Origin of the sequence: Nocardia sp. CA-135398 (assembly GCF_050955845.1) — a bacterium.
Classification (GTDB): domain Bacteria; phylum Actinomycetota; class Actinomycetes; order Mycobacteriales; family Mycobacteriaceae; genus Nocardia.
Map to the genome: position 1 here is coordinate 1,401,961 of NZ_CP192084.1, position 25,507 is coordinate 1,427,467.

28 protein-coding genes are annotated in these 25,507 nt (G+C 65.2%); 14 read left to right on the forward strand and 14 right to left on the reverse strand.

What is annotated here, in order from left to right:
• The first annotated feature begins 54 nt into the window (after positions 1-54).
• Entirely contained in the window at positions 55-621 is a 567-nt protein-coding gene (locus tag ACQP1T_RS06215) for a hypothetical protein (protein ID WP_433758972.1), read from the forward strand.
• 87 nt (positions 622-708) lie between these two features.
• Here ACQP1T_RS06215 and ACQP1T_RS06220 read toward each other — a convergent pair whose 3' ends face one another.
• The 3 genes from ACQP1T_RS06220 to ACQP1T_RS06230 form a co-directional block, all read right to left on the reverse strand.
• A complete protein-coding gene (locus ACQP1T_RS06220; protein WP_433758973.1) occupies positions 709-1,575 on the reverse strand; it encodes a hypothetical protein in 867 nt (288 codons plus the stop codon).
• 353 nt (positions 1,576-1,928) lie between these two features.
• The gene (locus ACQP1T_RS06225) at positions 1,929-2,501 is read right to left on the reverse strand and encodes a TetR/AcrR family transcriptional regulator C-terminal domain-containing protein (protein WP_433762002.1); all 573 of its coding nucleotides are present in this window, start codon (positions 2,499-2,501) and stop codon (positions 1,929-1,931) included.
• An 84-nt stretch (positions 2,502-2,585) separates the two neighbouring features.
• Positions 2,586-2,927, reverse strand: coding sequence for a hypothetical protein (locus ACQP1T_RS06230; RefSeq protein WP_433758974.1), 342 nt, complete (start codon positions 2,925-2,927; stop codon positions 2,586-2,588).
• Between the two features lie 91 nt (positions 2,928-3,018).
• Between ACQP1T_RS06230 and ACQP1T_RS06235 the strand changes: the two genes are divergently transcribed.
• Positions 3,019-3,177, forward strand: coding sequence for a hypothetical protein (locus ACQP1T_RS06235; protein WP_433758975.1), 159 nt, complete (start codon positions 3,019-3,021; stop codon positions 3,175-3,177).
• 224 nt (positions 3,178-3,401) lie between these two features.
• The gene (locus ACQP1T_RS06240) at positions 3,402-3,998 is read left to right on the forward strand and encodes a hypothetical protein (RefSeq protein ID WP_433758976.1); all 597 of its coding nucleotides are present in this window, start codon (positions 3,402-3,404) and stop codon (positions 3,996-3,998) included.
• 9 nt (positions 3,999-4,007) lie between these two features.
• Here the strand turns inward: ACQP1T_RS06240 and ACQP1T_RS06245 are convergent, their stop codons facing one another.
• Positions 4,008-4,943, reverse strand: a complete 936-nt coding sequence (locus tag ACQP1T_RS06245; protein ID WP_433758977.1) for an alpha/beta hydrolase — start codon at positions 4,941-4,943, stop codon at positions 4,008-4,010.
• A 43-nt stretch (positions 4,944-4,986) separates the two neighbouring features.
• Here ACQP1T_RS06245 and ACQP1T_RS06250 point away from each other — a divergent pair, with 43 nt between their 5' ends.
• Together ACQP1T_RS06250 and ACQP1T_RS06255 are read left to right on the forward strand one after the other, a co-directional pair.
• Entirely contained in the window at positions 4,987-5,397 is a 411-nt protein-coding gene (locus tag ACQP1T_RS06250; RefSeq protein ID WP_433762003.1) for a MerR family transcriptional regulator, read from the forward strand.
• 15 nt (positions 5,398-5,412) lie between these two features.
• Positions 5,413-5,670 carry an AI-2E family transporter gene (locus ACQP1T_RS06255; RefSeq protein WP_433758978.1) on the forward strand — a complete coding sequence of 86 codons (258 nt, stop codon included), beginning with the start codon at positions 5,413-5,415 and terminating at the stop codon, positions 5,668-5,670.
• A gap of 85 nt (positions 5,671-5,755) precedes the next feature.
• Here the strand turns inward: ACQP1T_RS06255 and ACQP1T_RS06260 are convergent, their stop codons facing one another.
• Positions 5,756-6,088 (reverse strand): hypothetical protein, encoded by a 333-nt coding sequence (locus ACQP1T_RS06260; protein ID WP_433758980.1) that lies wholly within the window; start codon positions 6,086-6,088, stop codon positions 5,756-5,758.
• A gap of 401 nt (positions 6,089-6,489) precedes the next feature.
• Here ACQP1T_RS06260 and ACQP1T_RS06265 point away from each other — a divergent pair, with 401 nt between their 5' ends.
• Genes ACQP1T_RS06265 through ACQP1T_RS06275 form a run of 3 tightly spaced genes read left to right on the forward strand, consistent with a single transcriptional unit; the run spans position 6,490 to position 9,916 of the window.
• Positions 6,490-7,539: a helix-turn-helix domain-containing protein gene (locus tag ACQP1T_RS06265; protein WP_433758981.1), complete on the forward strand. Its 1,050-nt coding sequence runs from the start codon at positions 6,490-6,492 to the stop codon at positions 7,537-7,539.
• Complete coding sequence (locus ACQP1T_RS06270; protein WP_433758982.1) at positions 7,536-8,984, forward strand: pyridoxal phosphate-dependent aminotransferase; 1,449 nt, start codon at positions 7,536-7,538, stop codon at positions 8,982-8,984. Before ACQP1T_RS06265 ends, ACQP1T_RS06270 begins: the two co-directional genes overlap by 4 nt.
• A gap of 8 nt (positions 8,985-8,992) precedes the next feature.
• Positions 8,993-9,916, forward strand: coding sequence for a hypothetical protein (locus ACQP1T_RS06275; protein ID WP_433758983.1), 924 nt, complete (start codon positions 8,993-8,995; stop codon positions 9,914-9,916).
• Here ACQP1T_RS06275 and ACQP1T_RS06280 read toward each other — a convergent pair.
• Positions 9,900-11,207: a glycoside hydrolase family 1 protein gene (locus ACQP1T_RS06280; protein WP_433758984.1), complete on the reverse strand. Its 1,308-nt coding sequence runs from the start codon at positions 11,205-11,207 to the stop codon at positions 9,900-9,902. The genes ACQP1T_RS06275 and ACQP1T_RS06280 overlap by 17 nt on opposite strands.
• Positions 11,208-11,302: 95 nt before the next feature.
• Between ACQP1T_RS06280 and ACQP1T_RS06285 the strand changes: the two genes are divergently transcribed.
• Entirely contained in the window at positions 11,303-11,866 is a 564-nt protein-coding gene (locus ACQP1T_RS06285; RefSeq protein ID WP_433758985.1) for a TetR/AcrR family transcriptional regulator, read from the forward strand.
• Here ACQP1T_RS06285 and ACQP1T_RS06290 read toward each other — a convergent pair.
• The 3 genes from ACQP1T_RS06290 to ACQP1T_RS06300 form a co-directional block, all read right to left on the reverse strand.
• On the reverse strand, positions 11,854-13,008 hold the full coding sequence (locus ACQP1T_RS06290; protein ID WP_433758986.1) for a permease: 1,155 nt from the start codon (positions 13,006-13,008) through the stop codon (positions 11,854-11,856). The two genes, ACQP1T_RS06285 and ACQP1T_RS06290, sit on opposite strands and share 13 nt — an antisense overlap.
• Positions 13,009-13,044: 36 nt before the next feature.
• Positions 13,045-14,169, reverse strand: a complete 1,125-nt coding sequence (locus ACQP1T_RS06295; RefSeq protein ID WP_433758987.1) for a metallophosphoesterase — start codon at positions 14,167-14,169, stop codon at positions 13,045-13,047.
• Positions 14,170-14,275: 106 nt separating this feature from the next.
• The gene (locus ACQP1T_RS06300) at positions 14,276-15,196 is read right to left on the reverse strand and encodes an esterase/lipase family protein (RefSeq protein ID WP_433758988.1); all 921 of its coding nucleotides are present in this window, start codon (positions 15,194-15,196) and stop codon (positions 14,276-14,278) included.
• A 174-nt stretch (positions 15,197-15,370) separates the two neighbouring features.
• Here ACQP1T_RS06300 and ACQP1T_RS06305 point away from each other — a divergent pair, with 174 nt between their 5' ends.
• Complete coding sequence (locus ACQP1T_RS06305) at positions 15,371-16,594, forward strand: hypothetical protein (protein WP_433758989.1); 1,224 nt, start codon at positions 15,371-15,373, stop codon at positions 16,592-16,594.
• Between the two features lie 108 nt (positions 16,595-16,702).
• Positions 16,703-18,724 carry an ArnT family glycosyltransferase gene (locus tag ACQP1T_RS06310; protein WP_433758990.1) on the forward strand — a complete coding sequence of 674 codons (2,022 nt, stop codon included), beginning with the start codon at positions 16,703-16,705 and terminating at the stop codon, positions 18,722-18,724.
• Between the two features lie 144 nt (positions 18,725-18,868).
• Here the strand turns inward: ACQP1T_RS06310 and ACQP1T_RS06315 are convergent, their stop codons facing one another.
• A complete protein-coding gene (locus ACQP1T_RS06315) occupies positions 18,869-19,312 on the reverse strand; it encodes a hypothetical protein (protein ID WP_433758991.1) in 444 nt (147 codons plus the stop codon).
• An 8-nt stretch (positions 19,313-19,320) separates the two neighbouring features.
• Positions 19,321-19,983 (reverse strand): DJ-1/PfpI family protein, encoded by a 663-nt coding sequence (locus ACQP1T_RS06320; protein WP_433758992.1) that lies wholly within the window; start codon positions 19,981-19,983, stop codon positions 19,321-19,323.
• Between the two features lie 178 nt (positions 19,984-20,161).
• On the opposite strand from ACQP1T_RS06320, the gene ACQP1T_RS06325 reads away from it, so the two are divergent.
• Entirely contained in the window at positions 20,162-21,106 is a 945-nt protein-coding gene (locus tag ACQP1T_RS06325; protein ID WP_433758994.1) for a GlxA family transcriptional regulator, read from the forward strand.
• A gap of 21 nt (positions 21,107-21,127) precedes the next feature.
• Here the strand turns inward: ACQP1T_RS06325 and ACQP1T_RS06330 are convergent, their stop codons facing one another.
• On the reverse strand, positions 21,128-21,838 hold the full coding sequence (locus ACQP1T_RS06330) for a TetR/AcrR family transcriptional regulator (protein ID WP_433758995.1): 711 nt from the start codon (positions 21,836-21,838) through the stop codon (positions 21,128-21,130).
• An 88-nt stretch (positions 21,839-21,926) separates the two neighbouring features.
• Between ACQP1T_RS06330 and ACQP1T_RS06335 the strand changes: the two genes are divergently transcribed.
• Positions 21,927-23,528 carry an FAD-dependent oxidoreductase gene (locus ACQP1T_RS06335; protein ID WP_433758996.1) on the forward strand — a complete coding sequence of 534 codons (1,602 nt, stop codon included), beginning with the start codon at positions 21,927-21,929 and terminating at the stop codon, positions 23,526-23,528.
• Positions 23,529-23,620: 92 nt separating this feature from the next.
• Positions 23,621-23,947: a hypothetical protein gene (locus ACQP1T_RS06340; protein ID WP_433758997.1), complete on the forward strand. Its 327-nt coding sequence runs from the start codon at positions 23,621-23,623 to the stop codon at positions 23,945-23,947.
• A 104-nt stretch (positions 23,948-24,051) separates the two neighbouring features.
• On the opposite strand, the gene ACQP1T_RS06345 is transcribed toward ACQP1T_RS06340, so the two are convergent.
• Entirely contained in the window at positions 24,052-24,594 is a 543-nt protein-coding gene (locus ACQP1T_RS06345; protein WP_433758998.1) for a hypothetical protein, read from the reverse strand.
• Positions 24,595-24,811: 217 nt separating this feature from the next.
• Entirely contained in the window at positions 24,812-25,489 is a 678-nt protein-coding gene (locus tag ACQP1T_RS06350; protein WP_433758999.1) for a DUF305 domain-containing protein, read from the reverse strand.
• Positions 25,490-25,507: the final 18 nt, after the last annotated feature.

A 25,507-nucleotide genomic window follows, 5' to 3' on the forward strand; every position in this document is an offset into this window, starting at 1 on the left:
TGATTATAGCTATCCGGTACCGTTTCGTCGGGGAACATCAATGGAAATCGGAAAATGATTGGAAGTCCAATGTTCGTCAAGAAATTGATAGCGACCGCCTTTATGGCCGTCGCGGCGACCTCCATAGCCACTGCCACCGCACATGGTGAGGGGATGCTGGCCGATGTCAGCCTCACAGGTACGGATGGCCCGGTCGCCTACACAACGAGTCTGGCAGCAGATCACACGAGCGCACTGGTGAGCCTGGCCTCCGGCAGATTCGTCGTCACACCCGACGCCATCACGGTTCTAGCGGACAACGGTGCGGTAGTCGGCAGCATCCCGACGACCCTGCGCACCGAGGCCGGACAGAGCCTCGCGGTGACACCGTCGCTGGACAGCACCAGCACGCAACTGACGCTCAGGCCGGTCGGCGGACCGACAACTGAGGCCGTCAACTACCAGAATATGCCCGGCGTGCAGCCGGCATGGGGACCGATTTCGATCGTTGTCGGCGCATCCATCGGTTGCGCTATCGGCGTTCTGATCGGGATCTGGTTCTTCCTGGTCGGCGCGATCGTCGGATGCGCCATCGGCGCAGCCATCGGCGCCACGATCGGGTTCTTCTCGCCGTTCCCGTGATAGGTCACGCATCGGAGGTAATCGAACACAATGCAATCGGGCCGGGCGCCTATCGGCTGCCCGGCCCTTTCCTTGCGCGCGTAGCGGCTACCTGCTGAGTGCCGTTTCGCGGGCCGGAGGACGGCGATCGGCCGTCTTGGTTCGACGGACCATCCGGCGGCGGACCTGGGGGTCGTAGACGGCCAGGTCATCGTCGAAAGCCAGTTGTTCCCAGAGGAATATGTTGGCTTCCGAATCCTTCTGGGCCGAAGTCTCCGACGGACTTTCCGCTGCGGCGACATTTGGCTCGGGGGTCGAGATCAGGCGAACTGTGACGCCTTGTTTGCGCAGGCTCATGGCACCGGCGGCCAACGCGGCACCGCATGCGGTGATGGCGGCGAGCGTCGCGCCGATATCGAGACCGGCGCTGGCGATTCGGTGCTCACTACCCAGCAGGTTCGTCGCCGAATTGTCGCCGAAGAGCCAGCTGAAAATGCCGGAGTTTTTTGCGGATTCGGTGATTTCGCGCAGCTCCGGCACCTTGCCGTTGAGATACGCCAAGGCCGCGAGTACGAAAAGGGCGGCCGCACTGGCGCAGCCGAGCACCAGGTAGGAAAGCAGCCGGCTGCGGACCCGGAAATACAGGACGGTGGAAACGACCGTGCCGGCGACCGCCAGGGTGGTGAGGACCGCCCAGGTGCTGCTGATGCTGACCACGGATTGGAATGAGCCGGTGGTGAATCCATCGATTCGGCCGAAGGCATTGGCGCTGATCGTGCCATTGGGTCCGGTTGCCGAAATCCACGGCTGGAAAAGCAGTAGGAAGGTGAGCAGACTCAGACCCGGGGCACAGAGATAGGCCCAGTCGGATCGTAGGTCGAAGCGTTGTGCGGTCACCTCGCCGATGAGATCGTCATCGTTCTCGGAGTAACCGAGCTGAACATTTTTTTCTTGCCAAGGCGTTGTGTGTGCCATTTCTAACCACACCTGCTGTGCCACTTCCGGATTCGAGGAAGCGGACGCTGCGGGGCATGTCCTCCTGGGACGAATAATAGGAATTGGTACAGACGACATCGTCTGTTAACAAGAAGTTACGTTAGGACTCCGCGGTCTGCGGGGCAACGTGACCCCATGCACACGAAACTTGTGAAACGGCCGTGGTCCATGCGTTGTCGAGGCGGCGAGTTCGATGAAACTTGCTCTCTCGTAGGTGTTTTCGCGACCGGCATATTGCGCGGGGTGGCGCGCCGGTACGGTCTCGACGAACGCGCCGGTTGTGACCCGATAGACAGACACCCCGGGATGCCTACCAGCGCACCGGCTTCGAGCTAGTGAGTGCGCGCCAGCAACCGGTATCGCCCCTCGAGCCCGTCCAGCAGCGATTCGAGGCCGACCTCGAATGCGTGCTGATCGATCCGCTGCTGCCGCTCGGCGAGTAGATGCGCCTCGTTCAGGTGCGGGTACTCCTCGGCATAGACCTCGGCGTCGGCGGGGAAGCCCGCGGCGAAGGAGCCGAGCGACGAGCCAGTGAGGAAATAGCGCATAAGCGTGCCAACGGTGGTGGCCTCCCGGCGCGGCCAATTCGCCGCGACCAAGCCGCCGAATACGGCATCGGCCATACGTAATGCATTGGGCCGGTGCTGGAGACCGCCTGCGAGTGCCGGGACGATATCGGGATGTGCGGCGACCGCGCTCCGATAGGAATGGGCCCAGCGGCGCAGTGCCGATCGCCAGTCCGGATTATCGGCCGACAGTTCGCCGAACATCGAGGTATCCACCTCACCGAGCACGGAATCGACCACCGCATCGATGATTTCGTCCTTGGTGCCGACATGGTTGTACAGCGAGGGTCCCCGCACGCCGAGTTCGGCGGCGAGGCGGCGGGTGGAAACCGCCGTCAGTCCATCCGCGTCGACAGGTGGTCGATCCGGTCGAGGTCGAGGAGGCGCTACTTCGGTCGGGCTGGAAGGTCATCGGCGGCGCGGTCAATTGCCATTGATGCCGGTGGTGAGCCGAACCACGACCTTGTCATCGGTGACATCCTGCACCGTCGCGCTGAACCCGTTGCCGGATTGCGTCTGCCCGACCGGAATATCGACCTGCTGACCGCCCACCTTCAACGCGACCGTATTGCCGTGCACCGCAACGAGTTCCGCATCGATTCCGAGTACACTCGCCTTGGCGTTCACCCCACGCGTGAACGTGACCGTACAACCACTCACCTGACACTCGGACTTGTACCCGGCCCCCTCGGACGAGCAAGCCGCCGCGGCAAGCGGCGTGAGCAGGGCGAACGCGGACAATGCGAGTATCCGTGGCACAGACATGCGGGCCAGTGTAGGTGCCGGTGGTCGCCAGTCGCCTGCGATGGGGGAAATGCTGGAACCCGATATCCGGGCTCAGGACTATCGTCGAACCATGGGCGTTATGGGTGAACTGTTCCCCGGGCAGAAATTGGCCGACGAGGGAAGTGAGGACAGCGACGGTCAGTCGCACCGTCCGCGCGTCGAGATCGATCTCGAGGCCGGTGTCGTGCGGCTCGGTCCCAGTGTTCAGTCGGCCGACGAGCCCGAATAAGACGTTCCCACTGGAGGTGAATCGGGTAACTGCTCCACACTTAAGCTGAGTTCATGGAGCAGAACTCCTCCCGAGCCATTTCGTCTCGCCGCGGGACCGCTCCGCCGAGACCGCCACAAGGCCGCGCAGCGGAGTTGGCCGATCTCCGCGCGCGGCTGGGGCCGCTCCAATCGCACTGGGGCTACATACTGGCCGCGGTCGGCAGTACCACTACCCTCCTACTGTTGTTCCAATCGTGGATCACCGCACAGGGGCCCGACGGCAGGGTCGCCGCCAACGCGTTCGGTCGGCTCGAAATAACCACGAACGCCATGAACGTCTGGTCGAAAGTGGCGCCCAAAACCCCGCCGGTCACCGGCACGTGGGCCATCCTCGCCAGCTCTGCCATCATCGTCGCGCTCTGCGCCATCGCGATGAATATCCGCCTTCGCAACGAACTCCTCGCCCGCCTGACGATGATTTCATTGGCGTGTTCCGCACTTTTCGTGATCCTGTGCTTGATCTACCTCAATGGCAAAGGTGCCGAACTCAAGGCCATGACTGGTCGTACCTATGACCTGGGTGGCCAAATCGGACAGATACTGAACTGGGCAACCGGTCGAGGCAAACTGGCCATCCCGGGCACCAGTACCGCCAGCTATACAACCGCTGGCCTTACACACTGGGGATTCATCGCGGTAGCGAGCTCGCTCGGTTCGACCATGGCGGCCGTCGCCCAATGGCTGGTCTTGCGTCGTTCGGCCGACAATCCGGTCCGCCTATCGTGGCGGATGCCCATCGTCGTTTCGCGAGCACCATCGAACCCCGACGCCACCAGCTGACGCAATTCACTACCGCGCGAATGCCTTTCGCAACGCCGTAGCGGCATCGAGTCGGGCTCGGACGCTGTCGTCGAAGGGATGCCGGACGAATTCGTGGATCATTCCCGGATAGCGGGTGACGCTGACCGGTACCCCTGCCTCTTCGAGTCGCTGGCCGTACTTTTCGCCCTCGTCGCGCAGCGCGTCGTATTCGGCGGTGATAATCAGCGCCGGAGGTAGTCCGGCGAGATCGGGGGCCAGCAGTGGGGAAACCCGTGGGTCGAGCTTCTCCTCGGCATTGTTCAGATAGCCGTCCATGAACCAGTGCTGGGCCGCGCGGCTGATATTTCCGTACTTGCCCGCGAATTCGGTGATGCTGAAATTCGTTCTGCGGAAATCGAGATCGGGATAGATCAGCAGTTGGAAGCTCAGCGCTGGTCCGCCGTTGTCGCGTGCCATCCGGGCGACAACGGCCGCCAGATTACCGCCCGCGCTGTCGCCGCCGACGGCGATGCGAGTGCCATCGACACCGATGCTCGCCGCATGCTCGGCGACCCACTGTGTCGCGCGGTAGCAAGCGTCGGGTGCTGCCGGAAACTTGTGTTCCGGGGACAGCGGATAGTCGACGGACACCACGACGCATTCGGCACCGTTGGCCAGACTGCGGCACAGTCCGTCATGAGTGTCCAGATCGCCGAGCATGAAGCCGCCGCCGTGGAAGAACACCAATGCCGGAAAGGGACCCTCGCCATCCGGGGTATAGATCCGGAGCCCGCCTATGCCCCGGATGTTGCGGTTATCGACATCGGCAATGGGCTCCGGTTCGCCGAGTAGGGCGATCTGCCTCCGCCATCCCTCGCGCGCCTGCTCGGGGGTAAAGGTGTGCACCGAGCCGAAATCGGCGCGGGCGAGACGGTCCAGATACGCCTGAACCTGAGGATGCAGCTCTTGTCTTGTTTCGCTCATCGGCCTATCGTCTGACTTGAACCATGCTTCAAGTCAAGGGGTGATGATGCTCGATATCGCGGAGGTGGCCGCGCGGTCCGGATTGGCGCCATCGGCGCTGCGGTACTACGAGAAGCGCGGGCTCATCGAATCCGACGGGCGCAACGGTCTGCGGCGCACCTACCGTTCCGACGTGCTCGACCGCCTGGCGCTCGTATCCTGTGCTCGCGCAGCGGGTTTCACACTTGCGCAGATCGCGCGATTCCTCGTGGCCACGCCAGCGGATACCGAACTTCGTCGCCATATGGTGGAGAAGGCGCGGCAGCTGGACGAGGACATCGCCCGGCTCACCCGCATGCGTGACAGCCTCCGCCACGCCGCCACCTGCACCCACCGGCCGCTGGTCGAGTGCCCCGACTTCAAGCAGACATTCGGTACGGTGCCGGAGCGCGCCGGGCTCAGCGGCGGGTCGTAACCCGAACTTCGCTTGATGTATCAGCAGTTCCAGGACTACATCCTGCAGCCGCGCATTACCGCGCGCACGGTCGATGTGAATCCGGCCGTGGCACTGCTTGCGGTGCTGGCCGGTGGCGCGCTGTTCGGCGCGGTCGGTGCGCTGCTGGTCATTCCGGCGAGGGTCACCACTGGCCTCTATGTGCGGCGCTACGATGTCGCCGACGATCCGCGAATCGAGCGTACTGCGCGAAAGCCGCGCTCCGCCAAGCGTTTTCGGCGGCCAGAGAAGTAAAACAGGGCCCGGCGAGTGCTGCTCGCCGGACCCTGTTTCGGCGCGACGTCAGGTGGCGCCGACCCCTCCGCGGCGCCAACTGCCGTTACGCGGCCGGTGTGGTCGGTACCGCGATGCGGCAGTTGGCGTCGGTCTGGCGTCGGTCTCGTTCGACGATGCGGGCGTGCAGCAGCACGACCGCCTTGGCCAATTCGAGGCCGAGGTCGGCGGCCCGGATGGCGGCGATTTCCATGGCGAGCACGTAGTCTTCGGGATCCGGATCGCTCAGGGTCTCATCGAGCACCATGCCGGTCATGGCCTGCTCGCGTGTCAGCATTCGGCCGGGCAGCCAGCTCAGGACCCAGCCGCGGCCGGTGTAGCGGGCGGTTTCGGGGGTGATGTCGCTGGTGATCAACCAGCCGGTCAGCCTCAGTGTCATGACCCCTCCCTTGGTCGGTCGAAACCATCTGTCCCGGAAAGCGATCGCCGGATCAGATGTGACGCTGACAACAATGCTATGGATCGCCACTTCTGGATGTCAACTAAGCATAGAAGCTATCTGATGATACTTTTCAATCAATATTGCTTATAGTCAATCAAGTTTGGACTAATATATCTGAAATATGTTCCAAATGGGCACCTTTGAGTGGAACGGCGCGCGATCAACGTCGGGGGTATCGGTGCCGCTTCGCGCAATATCCGCCCGCCGGTGCGGATTCCAGCGATCGGCCAGAAAACTTCCAACATTGCTATCGCCGATTTGCGACGTAACGTGGCTATGATGTCGTCGGATGACACATCGTGAGCATTGAAATCCGAGCGCAGGGACGGAGGCGCGGAATGGCTGGCTCAGGGCCGGACGGTGAGCAGGTCGGGGATCTGGTCCGTCGGCTCCGCACCGAACGCGGGTTCACCCAGGCCGCACTCGCGGCCAAGGCAGGTTGTTCGCGCAGCCTGATCCAGCAGATCGAGAACGGAACTCGGGTGCCACCGCTACCGCTGCGCGAACGGCTCAGCTTGGCGCTCGGCCAGGAATTGCCCAGGACCGACGGTATCGCAGACGATCTCGCGAGCGGCGCGTATCACGATCTGCGCATGCGCTTCAATGTTCTGCTCGGCAAGGACCCTGAACTCGTCGAGCGGGCGCTCGGCATCGCGGGCAGCCTGATCGATGCGACCTCCGCGCGCGAGGAGATCGAACCGCTGCGCATGATCGCGGATCGACAGCTGGAGCGGGCCGAGGAAATCCTGGCGCAGATCCCCTCGCGCAGCGCGACCGTCTGGGAATGGAATACCGTCAGCGACTGGTTGATCATCCTCGAGCAGGCCAAGGCGTCGGTCCGCGCGATCCACACCGCCGACCTGGGCACCATCGGCGGCGATGTCGGCGACGACTATCACGCCGCGATCCTGCGCCTGGCCGATACCACCCATCCGCCCCGAATCGATGTGAGACGAATGTATGTCCTCGACACGATCGAGGATGTGTGGCCCTATGACGACAAACTGTGGAAACAGGCGCGTTCCGGCGTGGAGAGCGTACTGGTCAAGCGCGAGCACGCGCGCAATGCGCAGAGCATGCTCATCGTGGACGAAAAGTACGTCGCTGTCGGTGAATACGACTATTCCCGGCAGGCGCGCGTGGCGACCCGGTTCTCGGCCTTGAAGCACGATGTCGCATTCGCGGTGCGCCGGTTCGAGCGCCTCTATGAGCTCAGGGTCGCCGGTTCCGGCATTGTCGTGAACGATATCGTCGCGTCACCGGCGCTGGCCGGTTATGAACGCCTCACCGAGGGCGATTGTCGCGCTCTGTTCCGTGCGGCGCTGCAACAGAGTTGGCGCGAGATGACCGCGCCGGGAGAGCCGTCCTTCGAAGGTGAGGTGTCGTGACTCGGCAGGCTGATATCGATCGGCTGCCTTGGTGGACACCGGCACCCAGCCTGGCCGCCCGCACCAATCGCTCCGAGGAGCGCAAGCGGGAAGTGCGTCGGCATCTGGGTGCGCGGCCGCAGTTCGCGGGACCGGGCGACCGGACGTATTCGGATGTGCTGGACGCCTACCACGGCGAGACCGGTCTGCCGCTGGCCGAAAGTGCCGTGTCCGCACTGGATCTGGCATGGCGCGAACTGATGCACACCCAACCGCCGGACGAATACGCCGATGGCACGCTGTATCACAAGCGCCAGCCGCTGGTATTGCGAGAGTTGGCAGCGCACAAGCTGTTCGGGCGATTGGCGGTGCCGGTCGACGGGGTGCCTGGAGTCCGGGTGTCGCCGGAGGAGGTCATCGTCTGTCCGTATTCGAGCACCATGCTGCTCGAGGAGGCGGTCGCGACGCTCGCCCGCCCCGGTGGTGTGATCGTATATCCGGAAGGCCTGTACAAGAGTTCGGGCATTCACGTGGAGAAGTACGGTCTGCGGATGCAGGCGTGCCCGGTCGCCCCGGACGACTCCTTCAAGATCGACCCGGACCTGCTGGCATCCTGCCTGGACTACTTCGCCGAACGTGACGAACTGTGCGGGGTGCTGCTCACCCTGCCCGGAAATCCGGTATTCACCGACTATTCGGCCGAGGAGCTGCTGGCGATCGGCCGGGTGCTTGTTGCCAGTGGGGTGCCGGTCATCTGCGATATGGCCTTCGATTGCATGGTGGAGCAGCACATTCCGATCGCCGCAGTGCAGATCGCGACCGACGACGGCGTCCGTCGGCTGTACGACCAGGTGCTCACCATTACCGGAAACTCCAAGGGCTACAACGCCTTCGGGCCGTGCAAGTTGGGCGCGGCCTGCTCGGGCGACGCCGATTGGCTGGCCAGAATTCGCGAGCGGCTCACCATTTCGTTCCAGCGTGAGTCGACGCATCTGGCGCGGGCGATTGTCGAGCACACACCTGAGAGTTACTTCGCGAAGAACCGGATACGGATGCTCGACCAGCTGGATCGCGCGCATCGCCACATCGATGCGATCAATGCTCGGTTCGGCGCGAAAGTCGTTCGGCCGCTGGGCAGTCGGCAGGGTATGTTCCTCAGCGTGGTCTTCGACGATGCGATCCTCGACCGGGCGGGCGTCGAAACCAGTGCGGAGATAGCGGATCTGCTGCTCGCCGGTGCCGGGATCGATACTGTCGCGCTGGATCGGACCGGATCCGAGCGACTCGGTGTCCGATTCAATGTGCTCGCGCCGCGCAAGGCGCCGGGGCAGGAGTCGGCGGATCTGGTCGATGAATTGTTCGACCGGCTCGAACAGCTTCTGTATGCGATCCGGAATGGGCTGACCTATCCCAAGGTGCTGGCCGAGCGCGGTCTGCCCGTCATCGAACCTGTTGCGGCACAATGATTATCGGCGTGCTGCGGGAGACGGCTGCTGAGGAGCGGCGCGTCGCGCTGATACCGGAGGATGTGCGCGGGCTCGCGGACGTGCGGATCGTCGTGGAGCACGATGCTGGCCGGTCCATCGGGTACGACGACGCGGACTATGCAGCGGCCGGGGCGCAGTTGGGCGAGCGTGCGGAGATCTTCGCGCGCTCCGATGTGGTGGTGTGGGTGAAACCTCCCGCGTACCAATTGGATTCGGTACGGCCAGGTACGACTCTCATCGGATTCCAGGATCCGCTGCATCGCCACGACGTGATCGCGGCACTGCGCGCACGCGGCATCGAATCAGTCGGCTATGAAACCGTTCCGCACTCGCGTCCCGATATCGACGCGCTCTCCGCGATGAGCCGGATAGCGGGCGAGGTCGCCTACGAGCAAGCGCGACAACTCCTGTCGACCGAGGGGCCCGTGCGCGCCTTGATCCTCGGCTGCGGACAGGCCGGACTCTCCGCGATCGCCGCCGCGGCCGCCCAGGGCGACGAGCCAACCGTGGTCGGCAACCACAGGGAACAAGAATCCGTGGCAATCCGGCACGGCGCCAAGGCATTTCTGCCCGATCCGGATGGGCTTCTCGGTCATCTCGCCGCCGACCCGCCCGCCCTCATCGTCTGCGCCGCCGTGCACCGTGGTTCCCGCGGCCCACTGCTGCTGGACGCCACGGCGCTCGACACACTCCGCCCAGGGACGGTGATCGTCGACCTCGTCGGCAAATCCGGCGGGAACTGCATCGCCACCGTCCCGGATCGCACCGTAACCCTGCCGAACGGCGTGATCGTCACCCATCGGTCGAACTACCCGACCCTGCGTCCGGTGGAGGCCAGTCGCGCCTACAGCGCGGTCACCGCGGCCCTGCTGAAGAGTCGTTTCCCGAGCGCCTTCAGCGCGGAACAGTGACCGGGTCGGTGCAGCTGGCCGCCGCGTCGACCAGTGAGCAGGGCTGGGGTGCCCGAGTCGGACGGTAGTCGCCGGGCACACCGCCGTCGCGGGTGATCGCGGTGTAGGCGGGCACCGCGTCGGTGGGCTTGCGGGTCAGCGTCGGATCGGTCAGCACATCCACGGTGTAGAGGCCGAAACGCGGTGTGTAGCTACCCCATTCGTAGTTGTCGGTGAGGCTCCAGTAGTTGTAGCCCAGCACATTCATGCCGTCGGCCTCGGCGCGCTGGATCCAGTAGACGGTGTCGCGGAGATCGTCGCCGCGGGTGTAGCCGTCGGCGCGGGGCTTGCCGTTCTCGGTGGGCATGCCGTTCTCGACGATGTAGAGCGGTTTGCCGGGGAACTGGCGTGAATAGTGTTGCAGCGCATAGTAGATGCCCTCGGGCTGCAGCGGGTTGTTCCAGAGCGCGGTCAGGTTGTCGAGTTGCGCCGTCACGGTGTCGGGGGATATGCCGTAGTAGTAATCGATGCCGACGTAGTCGAGTTTCGCGGCGATCTTATCGATGAACGGCTTGTTGACCACATCCTCGGCCGCCGGGATGTAGGCCACATTGCTGGTGACCATCGCACCGGGCTGCACCTGGTGGATGTGGTCGTAGATGGCGTTGTGCGCCTGGGCGAGTCGGTCCTGCATGCCAGGTAGATCGGCGACCTGGAGTCCGCCGTGACGCAATTCGTTCAGGCCGTAGAAGGTGGGTTCGTTGAAGGTGACCCACAGCGGGTCGTCCGCGGCGTAGCGGTCGACGACCGTGCGCGCATTGGCGAGCCAGTCCGAGACCATATCGGGGTTGTGCCAGCCACCACGGTCGACCTCCCACCCGGGGAACACCCAGTGATCCAGGGTGATCATCGGCCGCATACCGGCCGCCTCGATCTTCCCGATCACCCTGTCGTAGAAGCGCAATCCCTCCTCCGACCACACTCCCGGCTGCGGCTGCACCCGCGCCCATTCGACGCTGATCCGGTACACCCGCACCCCCAAGCCCGCGGCCAGATCGATATCGGAGGCGTAGCGACTGTAGAAGTCGACCGAATCCCGGTACGGGTCATCGGTTTTGCCCGCCGCGACGTACCGGCTCCAATTGCTGTCCGGCGCATGGCCTTCGGACTGATAGCCCGACGCCGCGACACCCCAGAGGAAATCCGGGCCGAGCGGCGCGACCCGTGCGGGCGGCTCCGGCCGCGCGAAGGCCGGTGAACTCGGCAGGAGTGCCGCGGCCAAAACGGCCACACAGAGGGCGCGGAGTCGCATCGGGTGGTGCTCCTTGTCGTCGAGGACTGCAAAAACCGTACAGCGCTCGGTTTTTGCTGACAAGACCACCATCGGCTCGTGCCTACACTGACCCGATGGCGAAACGGGGTCCGTACGGCAAGGGTATAGAACGACGGGAGCAGATCCTCGATGCCGCGCTCCGCACGATCGCCGAGCGTGGCTACTCGGCCACCTCCATTGCCGAGCTGGCCGATGCGGTCGGGCTGAGCCAGGGCGGGCTACTGCACTACTTCGGTTCGAAGGAGGAACTTTTCATCGCCGTGCTGCGCAAGCGCGACGAATCCGACGCCTCCGCATTCCGTGGCTCCGCACCCGAGGCATTCATCGAGGTGGTCCGCCGCAACACTGAGGTCCCCGGACTGATCGAGCTGTTCACCCACATGCAGGCCGCGGCCTCCGACCCGACCCATCCGGCCCACGACTACATGTGCCAGCGCTATCGCCTGGGTACCCAAGCCTTCTCCCACGCGCTTCGGCAGATGCAGACGGCAGGCACCCTCCCAGCCGATATCGACACCGACAGCGCCGCAACCATGTTCTTCGCCCTCGCCGACGGCCTGCAGGCCCGCTGGCTGATCGACCCGACCATCGATATGGCCGCTCAACTCGAACAGGCCTGGCGGCGCTACGTCATGTGACCGTGCTCGGTGTCGGGGGAGCCGCCCATCATGCGCAGCATCGGGATTCCGCCGGTGCGCACGAAGATGGTGACCAACAGGGCGGCGAGGATGAGGAAGGCGATATTGAGCCAGCTGGTGTAGTTCCAGCGGATGCCTTCCGCCATCACCATGGCTTTGCGTTCTGCGGGTATGAGATTTGTTGTGCCGAAGGGTATTTCGACGAGATATCCGGCTCCGACCATAGCGGTGTAGAACGTGCCGAGCAGGATGAGGGTCATGCGGGGGCCGTAATACTTGCGGTAGATATTGAGGATCGGGAGGATCAGCAGGTCGGCGTAGATGAAAGCGATGACGCCGCCGAAGCTGATGCCGCCGTTCCACAGCACCGCGGCCAGCGGCACATTGCCGATCGAGCAGACGAAGGACAGGATCGCCACCAGCGGGCCGACGATCGGTCCCCAAATGGCCGACAGCAGTGGATGATCGGTGAGGAAGAAATTCTGCCAGAAGGTCTCCGGCACCCACGCGCCGATCGCGCCCGCGATCAGCAGACCGATGACGAGATCACGCAGAATCGCGGCCCATTCCATCACGAACACATGCGAGACGGCGGTAAGTCCAGGCCGCGACAGCAGCCTGCGTAGGAACGAGCCTTCGGCGGCGACCGCCATATCCATGGCGGCATGGCCCTCCATCGATCCGGCGAGTCCGCGGTCGGCTTGGCGCCGGGCCCGCTCGACGAGCTCGGCCCGCACGAACAATCGGAAGAGCACCGCGAGCAGCACGATCATGATCGGCCCGCCGACGAATTCGGCCGCGGTGAACTGCCAGCCCATCAGCAGCGCCAGAATGACGCCGAGTTCGATGACGAGATTGGTTGATCCGATTTCGAATGCCATCGCGGCGGTGAAGTTCGCGCCCTTGCGGAACAGCGAACGCGCCAGCGCCACGGCCGCATATGAGCACGATGATGAGGCCGCGCCGAGCCCGGCCGCGATGGCGAGGGTGCGTGGCCGATCGTCGCCCATCAGCCGCAGAATGGTCGACTTGCGCACCACCGCCTGCACGATGGCCGACAGCGCGAAGCCGAGAACTAGAGCCCAGAGGATCTCCCAGGTCATCGACCCGGCCAGTGATAGCGCGTGCCAGATAGCGTTCACAACGCGAAGCTATACCCGTATCGGGGCAACTCTCGTTCAGACGCTGCGCAAGACGAGGACGGTGATTTCGCTGGGCGCGAAGACGCGGAATTGCGGGCCCCAGAACCCGGTGCCACGGCTGGTGTAGAGCTGGGTGTTATCGCCGTGGCGGCTGAGACCGGCGACCACGGGTTGTTCGAGGCGGACCAGGTAGTGGAACGGCCAGATCTGACCGCCGTGAGTGTGGCCGGAGATCTGCAGCGCGACCCCCGCCGCCGCGGCTTCGGTAACTTGCCTCGGTTGGTGGGCGAGCAGGACGACCGGTGCGTCCGGGTCCGCGCCTGCGAGGGCGGCCCGGAGGTCGGGCCCGTGACCGGGCACGCTGACGCCGGTCGGGTCGTCGATGCCCGCCAGCACCAGCCGGTCGTCGCCGCGGGTGATCGTCTCGTGTTGGTTGCGCAGCGGCTGCCAGCCGATCGAGGTCATATGCTCGATCCAGCCCGGTGCGTCGCCGAAGTATTCGTGATTGCCGGTGATGTAGAACCGGCCGAGCGGAGCCTCGATCTTGCCGAGCGGATCGACCTGCCGATGCCGCTTCTCGACCGAACCGTCGGCGAGATCGCCCGCATGGCAAGCGATATCGGGCTGCTGGGCGTTCACCACGTCGACGACCTGCTCCGACCAGCGCAACCGATTCAGCGCGGCGTAGTGGGTATCGGTGATGACAACCATGCGCAGCCCGTCGAGTGCGGGTCCGAGCCCGCGGATTGCGACATCGAGGGTGCGAACCCGAGGCACCCGGCGCGCCTCGATCACACCCGAGACCGACAGCGCGGCGGCGATCACGAATACCCCGGCGGCCACGATCCTGGACCGCGCCGGATCGTCCACACCCCCGACGGCCAATCCGAGCCCGACGATATTGCCGATCACCGACCAGCTGAAAACCACCCACATCAGGCCGAGCAATGTGTCGCCGACAATGGACGCGCCATCATGCTGCCGCGGTCCATGGCCGAGAAACATCGATGCGGGCAGGCATACGAAACCGGCCAGGAAAACCGCCGAGCCGAGCCAGAACAGCGACCCTTCGGTAGTGGCGCCGATCAAGGTCCACCATGGCACCAGAAAAAGCAGGGCGGGAATCGCCAGAAACAGGACGATACGCGGAACGTATTTCACGGATGTTCATTTCTCGCGGGGACGGTGCGGCGCACGGTCCCACCACCGGAGCACCATGGGCGCTATCGACGATAACAGCGTTAACCCAACTGCGTCGGTTCGCAGGTCAGCCCTGGCAGGGGAGTCCGCGATAGGACGGATCGAGTGCTTTTTGCACGACATAGCCGACGGTCGGGGATTCCGGCAGCGCACCGTGGTCGAACTCATCGTCCGGGCACAGGTCCTGCACCCAGACATTGTCGACGGTGGCCCCGAAGCCGGCGGTGAGGAAGGTGGCCTCGGGCGGGGTGACGACCCGATCGAGATGGCTGGCGATAACCGTGTACTTGATTCCGGGCTCGGTGTCGCCCCCGGCATTGAGGCTGCGCAGGAATTCACTATCGATCAGTTGCTGCGACGCGGCCGTACCCAGATATCTCGCGATCAGGCCGAGGATCGGCGCCTGTGCACTTCCGGTCGGCAGCAGATAGCCGAGCCCTTCCGCGGTGGTGCCGTGATTGGTCGCCGCGATGGTGACCAGATGGTCCACCTTGTTCTCCGCCGGATCCCGTTGATTCGTGCCGCCCTCGAAGCGCATGAACTGCCGAACCAGCGGACCGCCCTGGGAATGCGCGACGATATCCACCTTCGACGCACCGGTGGCCGCACGCACCTCGTCGATGAATCCCGCGATTTCCCTGGCCGAGTTGCGCATATCCGCGGTGCCGTAGACGCCGGGTTGCGCACCTCGCATGCTGGAGATCGCGCGCCCGTAACTCAACGAAAATACGCAGTAGCCCTGCGCTTTCAGCTGTGGTGCGAGCACATCCCATGAGTTCTGATTCCCCCAGGTGCCGTGAACCAGGACAACGGGTTGTGGATGCGCCGCCGACGGGCGGCAGGTCCAATCATTGGCACCGGCCGGAGGCACGCTCCCGTCCGGACGGGCATGGTCGGCGTGCGCCGGAGCGCGCACGCCGAAGAGGGTGCCGATGAGTACCGCGGGCACGATAATCGGTAGGAGAAGACGCGAACTTTTCGCAAACACCGCAAACGCTCCTTCGCTCACAAATCAGGACCTGCAAACGAAACACGCCATCGGCTCGGTGATCTGGGCCGAAACGGCTGACAATCGCCTGGTTAATAACATGCCAGCGAATGAGTAGCAAATAGGCTCGGTCGGCTGGCGAGTCGCGGAAACGCCGATGGCACGATGGTCGGTGTGGTCGCTCGAGAGGAACCCGAATCCATGCGCAGCACACCGCGTTCGGTAATCGCACTGCTCGCCGCCGCCCTGCTGGTGGCCCCGGCTTGCGGATCCGACAAAGCACCCGCGGTCGCGCGCGGCGAGGTCGTCAGCACGACCCCGGTCGCACAGCTGTCGGCGGAACAGACCACGACCTATTTGGCCGACGCGAAGATCGGCACTCCCGCCCGCAATGGCGTCGATGCCTACCGTGTCGTCTACCGAACGGTCACTCCGGAGGGCGATCCGACAACGGCGAGCGGCCTGGTCGTGTTGCCGCGCACCGATTCTCGACGGCTGCGCGTGGTCAGCTATGAGCACGGCACACTGGTGCTGAAGAGTGACGCGCCCTCGGTGAGCGACACGCGGCCCGATCGGGCCCGCACCATCATGTTCGCCGCGGCGGGCTACGCGGCTGTCGCGCCGGACTATCTCGGCCTCGGCGAAGGCCCCGGCACACATCCCTACACCCACGCGCCCTCGGAGGTCAGCGCCTCGGTGGATCTGCTGCGCGCCGCCCGCACCATGGCCGCCGGACAGCGGCACGATCTCGATCCGGATATCCTCGTCACCGGTTTCTCCCAGGGCGGCCAGGCCGCGACGGCGCTGGGCAAGGCGCTGCAGGGCGGTGACGCACCCGGCTTCGGACTTGCCGCGCTGGCACCGATCAGCGGCCCCTACGACGTGCGGCACGTCGAGACGCCCGGCGCGATCGAGGGTCGGGTCCTCCCGGCGGCCGCGGTCTTCTATCTCGCCTACTGGCTCACCGCGATGAACCGGATCTACCACCTCTACGACCGACCCGCGGACGCCTTCCAGGAACCCATCGCCGATCGCATCGAACAGCTCTTCGACGGACAGCAGAACGAGATCACCATCGGCACCGCCCTACCCGTGCGCCCGGAACTCTTGCTGACGCCGAAATTCCTTGCCCTGGCGCAAGATCCGACCGGAACCGCGCGCGAGGCGGTGGCGGCCAGCGACGGCACCTGCGACTGGACCCCGCGCATTCCGGTGCACCTCTACGCTGCCACGGGCGATCGAAATGTGCTCTACGCCAATGCCGAACACTGTCGGCAAGCCATGCGCACCGACCGGGCCACTCTCACCGATCTCGGCGATATCGACCACTCCGCCACCGTGCGCGTCGCGCTCCCGCAAATACTCGACTGGTTCCAACGCGAAATTCCGGCCACCTGACGGGCCGAGCCAGCACAAATCCCGTGGTCACAGGATGAGGGCCAGGCTCACAGCGGACTGACAGGAAACGCAAAGGGGGTCCACCGGCATGGCTGTGATACTCCCCGGGTGACAGTGACCAGTGACCCGACGTCCCTGCCCGAAACAACCCCACCCGATACGACGCCGCCCGATAAGAACCCGCCCGCGCCCGCGACGGAGTTGCCACCGATCCGGCGCTGGCAGCGCATCGGGTTGGCGGTGCTGCTGATCGGGACGGCGGTGGCTTATCTGTGGAATATCACCGTCAATGCCATGGGCAATGGCTTCTACGCCGCGGCAGCCTGGTCGGGCTCGCGGGACTGGAAGGCGCTGCTGTTCGGCTCGCTGGATCCCGGGAATTTCATCACGGTCGACAAGCCGCCGGTATCGCAGTGGGTGATGGGACTTTCCGGTCAGCTGTTCGGGTTCAGCAGTGCCAGCATGCTGATCCCGCAGGCGCTCATGGCCGTCGCGACGGTCGCGCTGATGTACGGCGCGGTGACCAGGGCGGTGCGGAGCCGCGGTGCCGGACTGCTCGCCGGTGCCGTCTTCGCGCTGACCCCGGTGGTCGCGTTGATGTTCCGGTTCAACAATCCGGATGCGGTGATGGTCCTGCTCATGACGGCGGGCGCGTACTGCACGATTCGAGCGCTGCGGCAGGCGAGTGTGCGCTGGCTGATGCTGGCCGGTGTCGCGCTCGGCTTCGCATTCCTGGCGAAGATGCTCGAGGGATTGATGGTGCTGCCCGCATTGGGCATCGCCTATCTGATCGTCGCGCCGACCGCACTGCGCACGCGGCTGTGGCATCTGCTGGCCGCGGCGGCCGCGCTGGTCGTGTCGTCCGGCTGGTATGTGCTGCTGACCATGCTGTGGCCGGAATCCTCGCGGCCGTACCTGGCCGGATCGACGAATAACACCTTCATGGATCTGGTGCTCGGCTACAATGGCTTCGCTCGCTTCCTCGGCCGTAACCACAAGGGCGGCAACCGCTTCGAACTGCCACCGGGTTACGAAATGCCGCACGATGTCGGCGGCGGACAGGGCTTCGGCGGGTTCGGTTCGGGACCGGACCGACTGTTCACCGGTGAAATCGCCTATGAAATCTCCTGGTTGCTGCCCGCGGCGATGCTCGCCTTCGTATTGGTGCTGGCATCCCGGTGGCGGGCGCCGCGCACCGATCTGGTCCGCGGCGCGGCATTGGCCTTCGGCTTGTGGCTGATCATCGACGGCATCGCCTTCTCCACCATGAAGGGTGGCATGCACGCATACTACACCTTGGCGATCGGGCCGGCCGTGGCCGGAATGTTCGCACTCGGCGTGCACGAAATGTGGCGTCGCCGCGCCGACATATTCGGCCGAATCGGCTCCGCCGCAATCATTCTCACCGCCGGTGTGTGGGCATTCGTTGTGTTGCAGCGGAATTCGGATTGGCAGCCGTGGCTGCGCTGGACGATTATCGTGATCTCGGTGCTCGCGGCGGTCGGTCTGCTCGTCGCATCCGTTCCGGCCGCCGGGCGGCGGCGCCTGCGGGACCGGGTGACCACGGTACTGGTGATCGCGGGCGTTATCGCCGGTGTCGGTGGTTCTACGGCATACGCGGTGGCGACGCTGCCGCAGTCGCATACCGGCGGCGGCCCGACGGTCGGTCCGGCCAAGGCGCGCAAGTCCGATTCCCAGCAGCAGTCCGCGGTGGGCCGGATCATGGGCGGCAACTTCGCGGAGCCGCAAGTGGTGCGCATGCTGAGCGACACCACCACCCGCTGGTCGGCGGCCGTTGACCGCTCCTCGACCGCAGCCACCCTCGAATTGGCCAGCCGCACAGCGGTTATCGCGATCGGCGGCTTCACCTCCGAGGATCCGGTGCCCACCCTCGATCAGTTCCAGGAACTGGTCCGCACCCACCAGGTCCGCTATTACCTGGCGCAGGAAGTGCAGCTGCCAGATTCCTGGCGGGTGCGCGAGCAAGGCGATACCGTGCCACCGGCCCAGGAAGACGAGCCGTGGCGCCCCATCGGCCACAAGGACATCGGCGACTGGGTCGCCGCGCACTATCAGGCCGTGCACATCGGCAATGTCGCGGTCTACGACTTGGCCGCGACACCGAACTGAGGAAACCGACGCGCCCAGGGTTCCAATTCGATTCGAGCACTGTTGATCACGGTGCTGAGCAAGCGATACGCTGCGGGTGCTGTGGGAATTGCGCGAGCGCTGGTCGGACTGAGTTGGAAATTCGCTGCGGCGCTGAACCTTTGGTTATGCGCCGGTTGTCGAACCCGGACGGACGATCATCAGGACGGTGACCACTGCCCACAGCAGGTTGAAAATGCCCGTGAGCATGGCCAATTGGGCGGTCGCTGGAATGGTTTGCGGCAGGGCGGCGAGGATGCGGGATTGATCGGGCAGGATCGCCAGCGTCAGTATTCCGGCGGCCACACCGGTCAGCGCGATCGATACGGTGAGCCAGATATCGCCGAGAACACCGAGACCGGCAGCGGTGGCCAGGCCGAAGACCGGGACCGCGAGACCGATGGTGGCGTAGACGCGACAGATGCGGTGCAGGTTGTGTGCGATGGCCAGGCGGTGCGGGTCGGTCTGGACCTGACGGACGGTGGCGGGGAACATACTGGCCGCCACCGTTACCGGGCCGATGGCGATAATGGCCGCCAGAACATGCAGGGAGAGTAGAAGTTTCGTCACGGGCGCGCTCAGGTGGCGATGGCCGGGGTGTGGCCGGTATCGCGCCAGACGGTGCCGCGGCGCTCGTGGGCGATGAGTTTCTCCACCGCATTGGCGATGCGCGGACCCAGTTCGCGTTCCAACAAGTAGAGGCCGAGGTCGAGACCGGAGGTGACGCTGGCGGCGGAGATCAGGTCCCCGTCGTCGACCACGCGGGCATCGATGGCATTGACGCCGGTGGCGATGAGGGTATCCATTGCCATGCGATGCGTTGTCGCGGAACGCCCTCTGATCAAGCCCGCCATCGCGGGCAGTAGTGACCCGCCGCATACCGTGGCCACGGTCGTATCCGTGCGCTCGACCGCTTCCCGCAGCAGCGCCGGGAGATCGGTGCCGAGGCTGCGGGCGAGAATCATCGGAATGGTGTCCGGCCGTTGATCATTCGGTCCATCCGGCAGCTTGCCGAGCGCGCCGGGGACCACGACGAGGTCCGCGCGATCCGGATCCAATCGGGCGGTGGCTTCGAGCGAGATCGCGGGCATGCCGCTTGGCACCTGGCGCGCGCCCTCGGCGCAGACCAATTCGACCGTCGATTCGCCATCGGTGAGTAGACGTCCGGCATCGAGCACCTCGAACGGTGCGATGACATCCAGCGGGTCGAATCCGTCGAACAGTACGAACTGGGCGAGCACCGTGTCAGCTCCTTCATCTTGTCGGTGCTGCCGACGGTAATGAGCGCCGAGCGGTGCGGGAACTGGCGGAATTGCCACATGTCAACGGATTCTCGCCAACCAGGCTGATCTGTGAGGACACCTGATGGCGCAGGTCACACCCATTGGCGGAAAACTACCGATCACCTACGGTATCGGCATGCACACCGTGGCAGTCCTCGCCCTGGACCAGGTCCTGCCCTTCGACCTTTCCACGCCGATCGAATCCTTCACCCGCGGCCGCCTACCCGACGGCCGCCCCGCCTACCGGGTCCGCGTCTGCGCCGCCACGCCGACCGTCGAAACCGAAATGTTCACCATCGGGGCTCGCTGGGGTCTGGAGGCACTGGCCGAGGCCGACACCATCGTGCTGCCCGGCTGCGCGGACCCCACCGTTGCGGTCCCCGACGAGGTCATCGATGCCCTGCGCGCGGCCGCGGCCAACGGCACCCGCATCGCCTCGATCTGCGTCGGCGCGTTCATTCTCGCCGCCACCGGGCTGCTCGACGGGCTGCGCGCCACTACACACTGGTTGGCCGCACCGACTCTCGCCGCCCGCTATCCCGCCATCGACGTCGACGCCGATGTGCTCTACGTCGACAACGGTCAATTCCTCACCTCCGCCGGTGCTGCCGCCGGAATCGACCTGTGCCTGCACATGATTCGGCGCGACCACGGTTCCGCCGTGGCCGCCGACGCGGCCCGCCTCGCGGTCATGCCATTGGAACGCGAAGGGGGACAGGCGCAATTCATCGTGCACGACCAGCCACCGACGCCGCAGGGTGCGTCGATGGAACCGCTGCTGCGCTGGCTGGAAGAGCATGCCGCGAACGCGCTCACCCTGGAAGATGTTGCGGCCCAGGCCGGTATGAGCCCGCGCACGCTCAACCGCCGCTTCCGCGAACAAACCGGCACCACGCCGCTGCAATGGCTGCACCGCGCCCGCATCCGTCAGGCCCAGTACCTGCTCGAAGCCACCGACCATCCGGTCGACCGCATCGCCACCCAGGTCGGCTTCGGTTCGCCCACCGCCTTTCGCGACCGCTTCAAACGGGTGGTCGGCACCAGCCCGCACAACTACCGAACCGCCTTCCAGAGCCGCTGACCCGAGGTTCGACCGCGGCAGCTAATCGCGCACGCGAGCGGCAATCCCGTCGAGCACACAGCCCAGCCCGAATTCGAAGCGCTGATCGGCGTCGATGTCGGCGGCATCCCGCACGCGGCGAGCGAAATTCGGGTACTCGTTGCTCTCGATTACTTCGCGAATGTACGGCGCAACGGTTTCGCGCCACTGATCCCTGGTGAGTCCGGTGCGACGTTGCGCCTGTTCCTCGGCGAGTTGGGCGGCGGTGACGCCGAAGACGTAGGCGTGCACGGTATCCGCGATCGCGGCCGCCTCGGTGACATCGGCGGTCAGCTCGGTGGCGGCGGCGAGTGAAGTATCTTGCAGGCGAAGAGAATTCGCGCCGAGGGTCGGGCGACCGGTGAGTTCGGAGGCCAGCCACGGGTGCCGAATCATGGTGTCGCGCAGGTGCTGGGCGACCGCGCTGAGGTCGGTGCGCCAGTCGCCGGTGAGCTCGGGTGGCGCGATCTCGCCGCGGACCGCATCGATCATCAGATCCAGCAGATCGTCACGACTGGCGACATAGCGGTACAGCGATGCGGTGCCGGATTCGAGTTCGGTGGCGATGCGGCGCATGGAGACCGCATCGGGTCCCTCGCTATCGGCCAGTCCGATGGCGGTGCGGACGATCTGCTCCACGCCGGGGGCCTGGCGGCGCGGGGTGCGCCGCTCCTTGCTCCAGACCAGCGTGGGGGTCTTCGCCGGATTCGTCACTGCTGCTCCTTCGGGCCGTTGCGAACATCGTAGCAGTATGGCTACGGTGTATCCGTAGCGAGAACACTGTAGCCATAGAGGAGTTGTCATGTTGCGCACCAAGGTTCTGATCGTCGGTGGCGGGTCGGTCGGACTGTTCACGGCGTTATTTCTCGCTCGGCACGGGGTCGATGCGCTGGTTGTGGAGGCGCAGCCCGAGCCGTCGGTGCACCCGCGCGCCACCGGCCTCGGCCCGCGCACACTGGAATTTCTGCGGGAGGCCGGTGTACTGGCCGCTGTCGATGCCGTGGCGGTCGATATGTCCGCGGGCAATCTCGGCAAGCTGTCCGCGGTGAACCTCGCCTCGGCGAATCCGGCCGGGCTGCCCGATGCCGCGCCCGCGCGATCACCGCGGCCCTCGGATCCGGTCACCCCGGCCGCGATCCGCGGCACCTGTCCGCAGCATCGGCTCGACTCGGTACTGCTGCCAGCTGCCACGCAGGGCGGAGCCACCATTCGATACGGCACGCGGCTGCTGTCCTTCGAGCAGGACGCCGATGGGATCAGCGCGCACCTGGACGACGGGCAGACGATTCGCGCGGACTATCTGGTCGCCGCGGACGGTGCGCACAGCGGTGTGCGCAAGGCGCTCGATATCGGCACGACCGGCCCTGGGCCGCTGGGCAATCCGAAGATGAATATCCTCTTCCACGCTGATCTGCGCCCGTATACCCGGGGACGACAGTTCGTCGCGTGTGATATCACCACTCCCGAAGCGCCGGGCATGCTGATGACCGTCGACGGCGCGAAAGAGTGGGTGTTCCACAGTGATTACGACCCGGAGCGGGGCGAATCGGCCGACGACTTCACCATCGACAGGTGCCGCGAACTGATCCGCGCCGCAATCGGTGACCCCGATCTCGATCCGCGGATAGTCAGCAGATTGCCCTGGCGGGCCAGGGGATCGGTCGCCGAAAGGTTCCGGCAGGGACGGGTTTTCCTGGTCGGTGACGCGGCTCATGCGGTGCCGCCGCTCGGCGCATTCGGCCTGAACACCGGCGCCGCCGATGCCCATAATCTCGCCTGGAAGCTGGCCGCGGTGCTGGCCGGTACCGCCGATCCCGCCCTGCTCGACACCTACGACGCCGAGCGACGACCGGTCGCGGCGAATACCTTGACCCAGGCATTGCTTCGATTGAAAGCCCCACGTCTGCACTGGGATTCGAGCCAGGTAGCGGCCGCCGAGCGGGCCGCGATGGGCATTCTCGACGCACCGATCGTGCACATGGGCTACCGCTACGACTCCGCCGCGGTTATCGAACCGCAGCCGAAACTGCCCTCGACCGAGGACATCGAACTCGTCCTCGACGGCACCCCGGGATCCCGGCTGCCGCACGCCTGGGTGGCACGAAACGGCAACCGCCACTCCACACTCGACCTTGTCCGGTCCCGCTTCACGCTGCTGGTCGGTCGCGACAGCGCGGCATGGCCACCCGCCGCACAGCAGGTTGCCGACCGTCTGCTCGTACCCCTTCCCGTGGTGGTCATCGAAGCGCGGGACTGGCCGCAGCGGGTTGGAATCACCAACCACGGTGCACTTCTCGTGCGTCCCGATCAGATCGTCGCCTGGCGTGCGCCGACCACCCCGCCGGATCCGGCCGACGACCTGACTCGCGCGCTCGCACGAGTGCTCGGCCGCACCGTCGGCTAGCCGACCTGCCTGTTTCGGATCGCCACGTCGGGGGCACCTTATAGACATCAGGCATAAGCACCCAGCCTGACACCGAAATGTGAGGTACCACCATGACAGCGGAAGGGCCGTGGGAAATTCCCCCGCTCGACGACGCTCCGGATATCGCCCGCGCGACCGAGCCCCAGCCGGGAATCACGTTGGCGGACGCCAGAAATTGGCCCGGATTCGTCCTGCTGATCATCGGCGGACTCGTCGCGATCGCCGCCGCGGTGATCGGCGCGGTCGGTTTTCCCGGCACCGCGTTCATCTTCGCGCTGGTCGCCATCGCCGCTTCCCTGACCGGTATCGCCCTCGTGCTCGTCGAGCGGCGCCGCCCGCAGCCGCGCACCCCGGAGCAGCCCGCACCCTGGCAACCGACCGTCCCGCCCGGTGCCTGATCCACAGTTCCTCGGCGACCATTGCCGCCGTTGGAATTTCGGCGCTCAGCGCCGCGCGGCAGCAAGGAAGTCAACGCGCCGATACGAACACGAAATAGCCTGCGTCAGTAGGCTTTACAAGCATCCTCGGCGACGTTCTTGGTGGCGTTGAACTTATCGATCGCCGCATTGAGCGTATCGGTCGGCGCACGCCGTTCGAGGGTGTCGGCCAGCGCGTTGGTGTCGTCGCGATAGCTGCGCAGCGGACCCGCGACGGCCAGCGGCACCTCGGAGGTCACCTTCGAGTCGATGGTGCGCGCATTATTGCGCAGCGCGGTGACGGCGTCATTGGCCTTGGCGTTGGCCTCCGGATCGTTGGCACCCTTGTTATTGCTGGCGTCGATGTAGTCGTTGAAGCTGTGGATCGAGCTGGTGTTCGCGGTGGTGAAGGTGTCGCAGGCGGTGCCTGCGGCGCGTTCGGCCGCCGCCGCGCGTGAGGAGGACGCGGCCACCGACGACGCCGTCACCTCGGAGGCGTAGGCGGCCAGTTCGGTCTGGTTGACCTGCGCGCTGCCGTTGATCTGCTTCGAGCACGCGCCGATGGTCATGACACCCACCGCAGTGGCCGCCGCCGCAGCGATGAGGCCGGTCCGCTCTAGTCGTCGCATGTCGGTTTCCCCTCTCCCCTCCGAATATCCGGCCGCTGGAGGCGCGTGGGAAGCCGGACGTAAAGACCGTACTTGTTCGCGACCGTCGACGTCAGCCGACCGGAACGATATCGATGACCAACCGATATCGAACGGCCGAAAAACCACTGGTCAGGACTGCGCGATCGATGCGGAGCACGCCGGAAAGCGATGGTCCGGCGTGCTCCGCGATCTGGCGTCAGCGTTGGCCGAGCAGCCCACGCATGGTGGCGATTTCGGACTGCTGGGCGCCGACGATGGCGGTGGCGAGAGCCTTCGCATCCGGATTGACGCCGCTGGCGAGTTCGGTGTTGGACATGGTGATCGCGCCGTTGTGGTGCTCGATCATCATCTCCAGCCACTGCCGGTCGAAATCAGCGCCGGAAGCCGTTGCCAGCGCGTTCATCTGCTCGTTCGACATCATCCCCGGCATATTCGAAGTGCTGGGCATCGATGTCATGCCGGGCATATCCATGGTGCTGGTCATGCTCGGCATCTGCATGTTGTGCCCCGTAGTACTCGGCGCGGGCTTACCGAAGCTCTCCAGCAGCTTGGTGATCTGCTCCATCTCCGGGGACTGCGCCTTCTCGATATCCGCGGCGAGCGTGCGCACCTGCTCGTTCTGAGTGCGGCTCGGGACCAACCGCGCCATTTCGACCGCCTGCGCGTGGTGCGGGTACATCATCTGCAGGAAGGTCACGTCGGCATCATTGAAATCGCTTCGAGCAGCGGGCTTTCCGGAGCCGGTCTGGCTCGACGACGAGCCGTGATCCATACCGGGCATGGAATTGTCGTTGCTACAACCTCCGGCGAAAAGCGCTGCGGCGGTGGTCGTTGCGGCAATGGCGATGGTGATTCGGCTACGGGTGATGAACATGTCTGTGCTCCTGAGGAA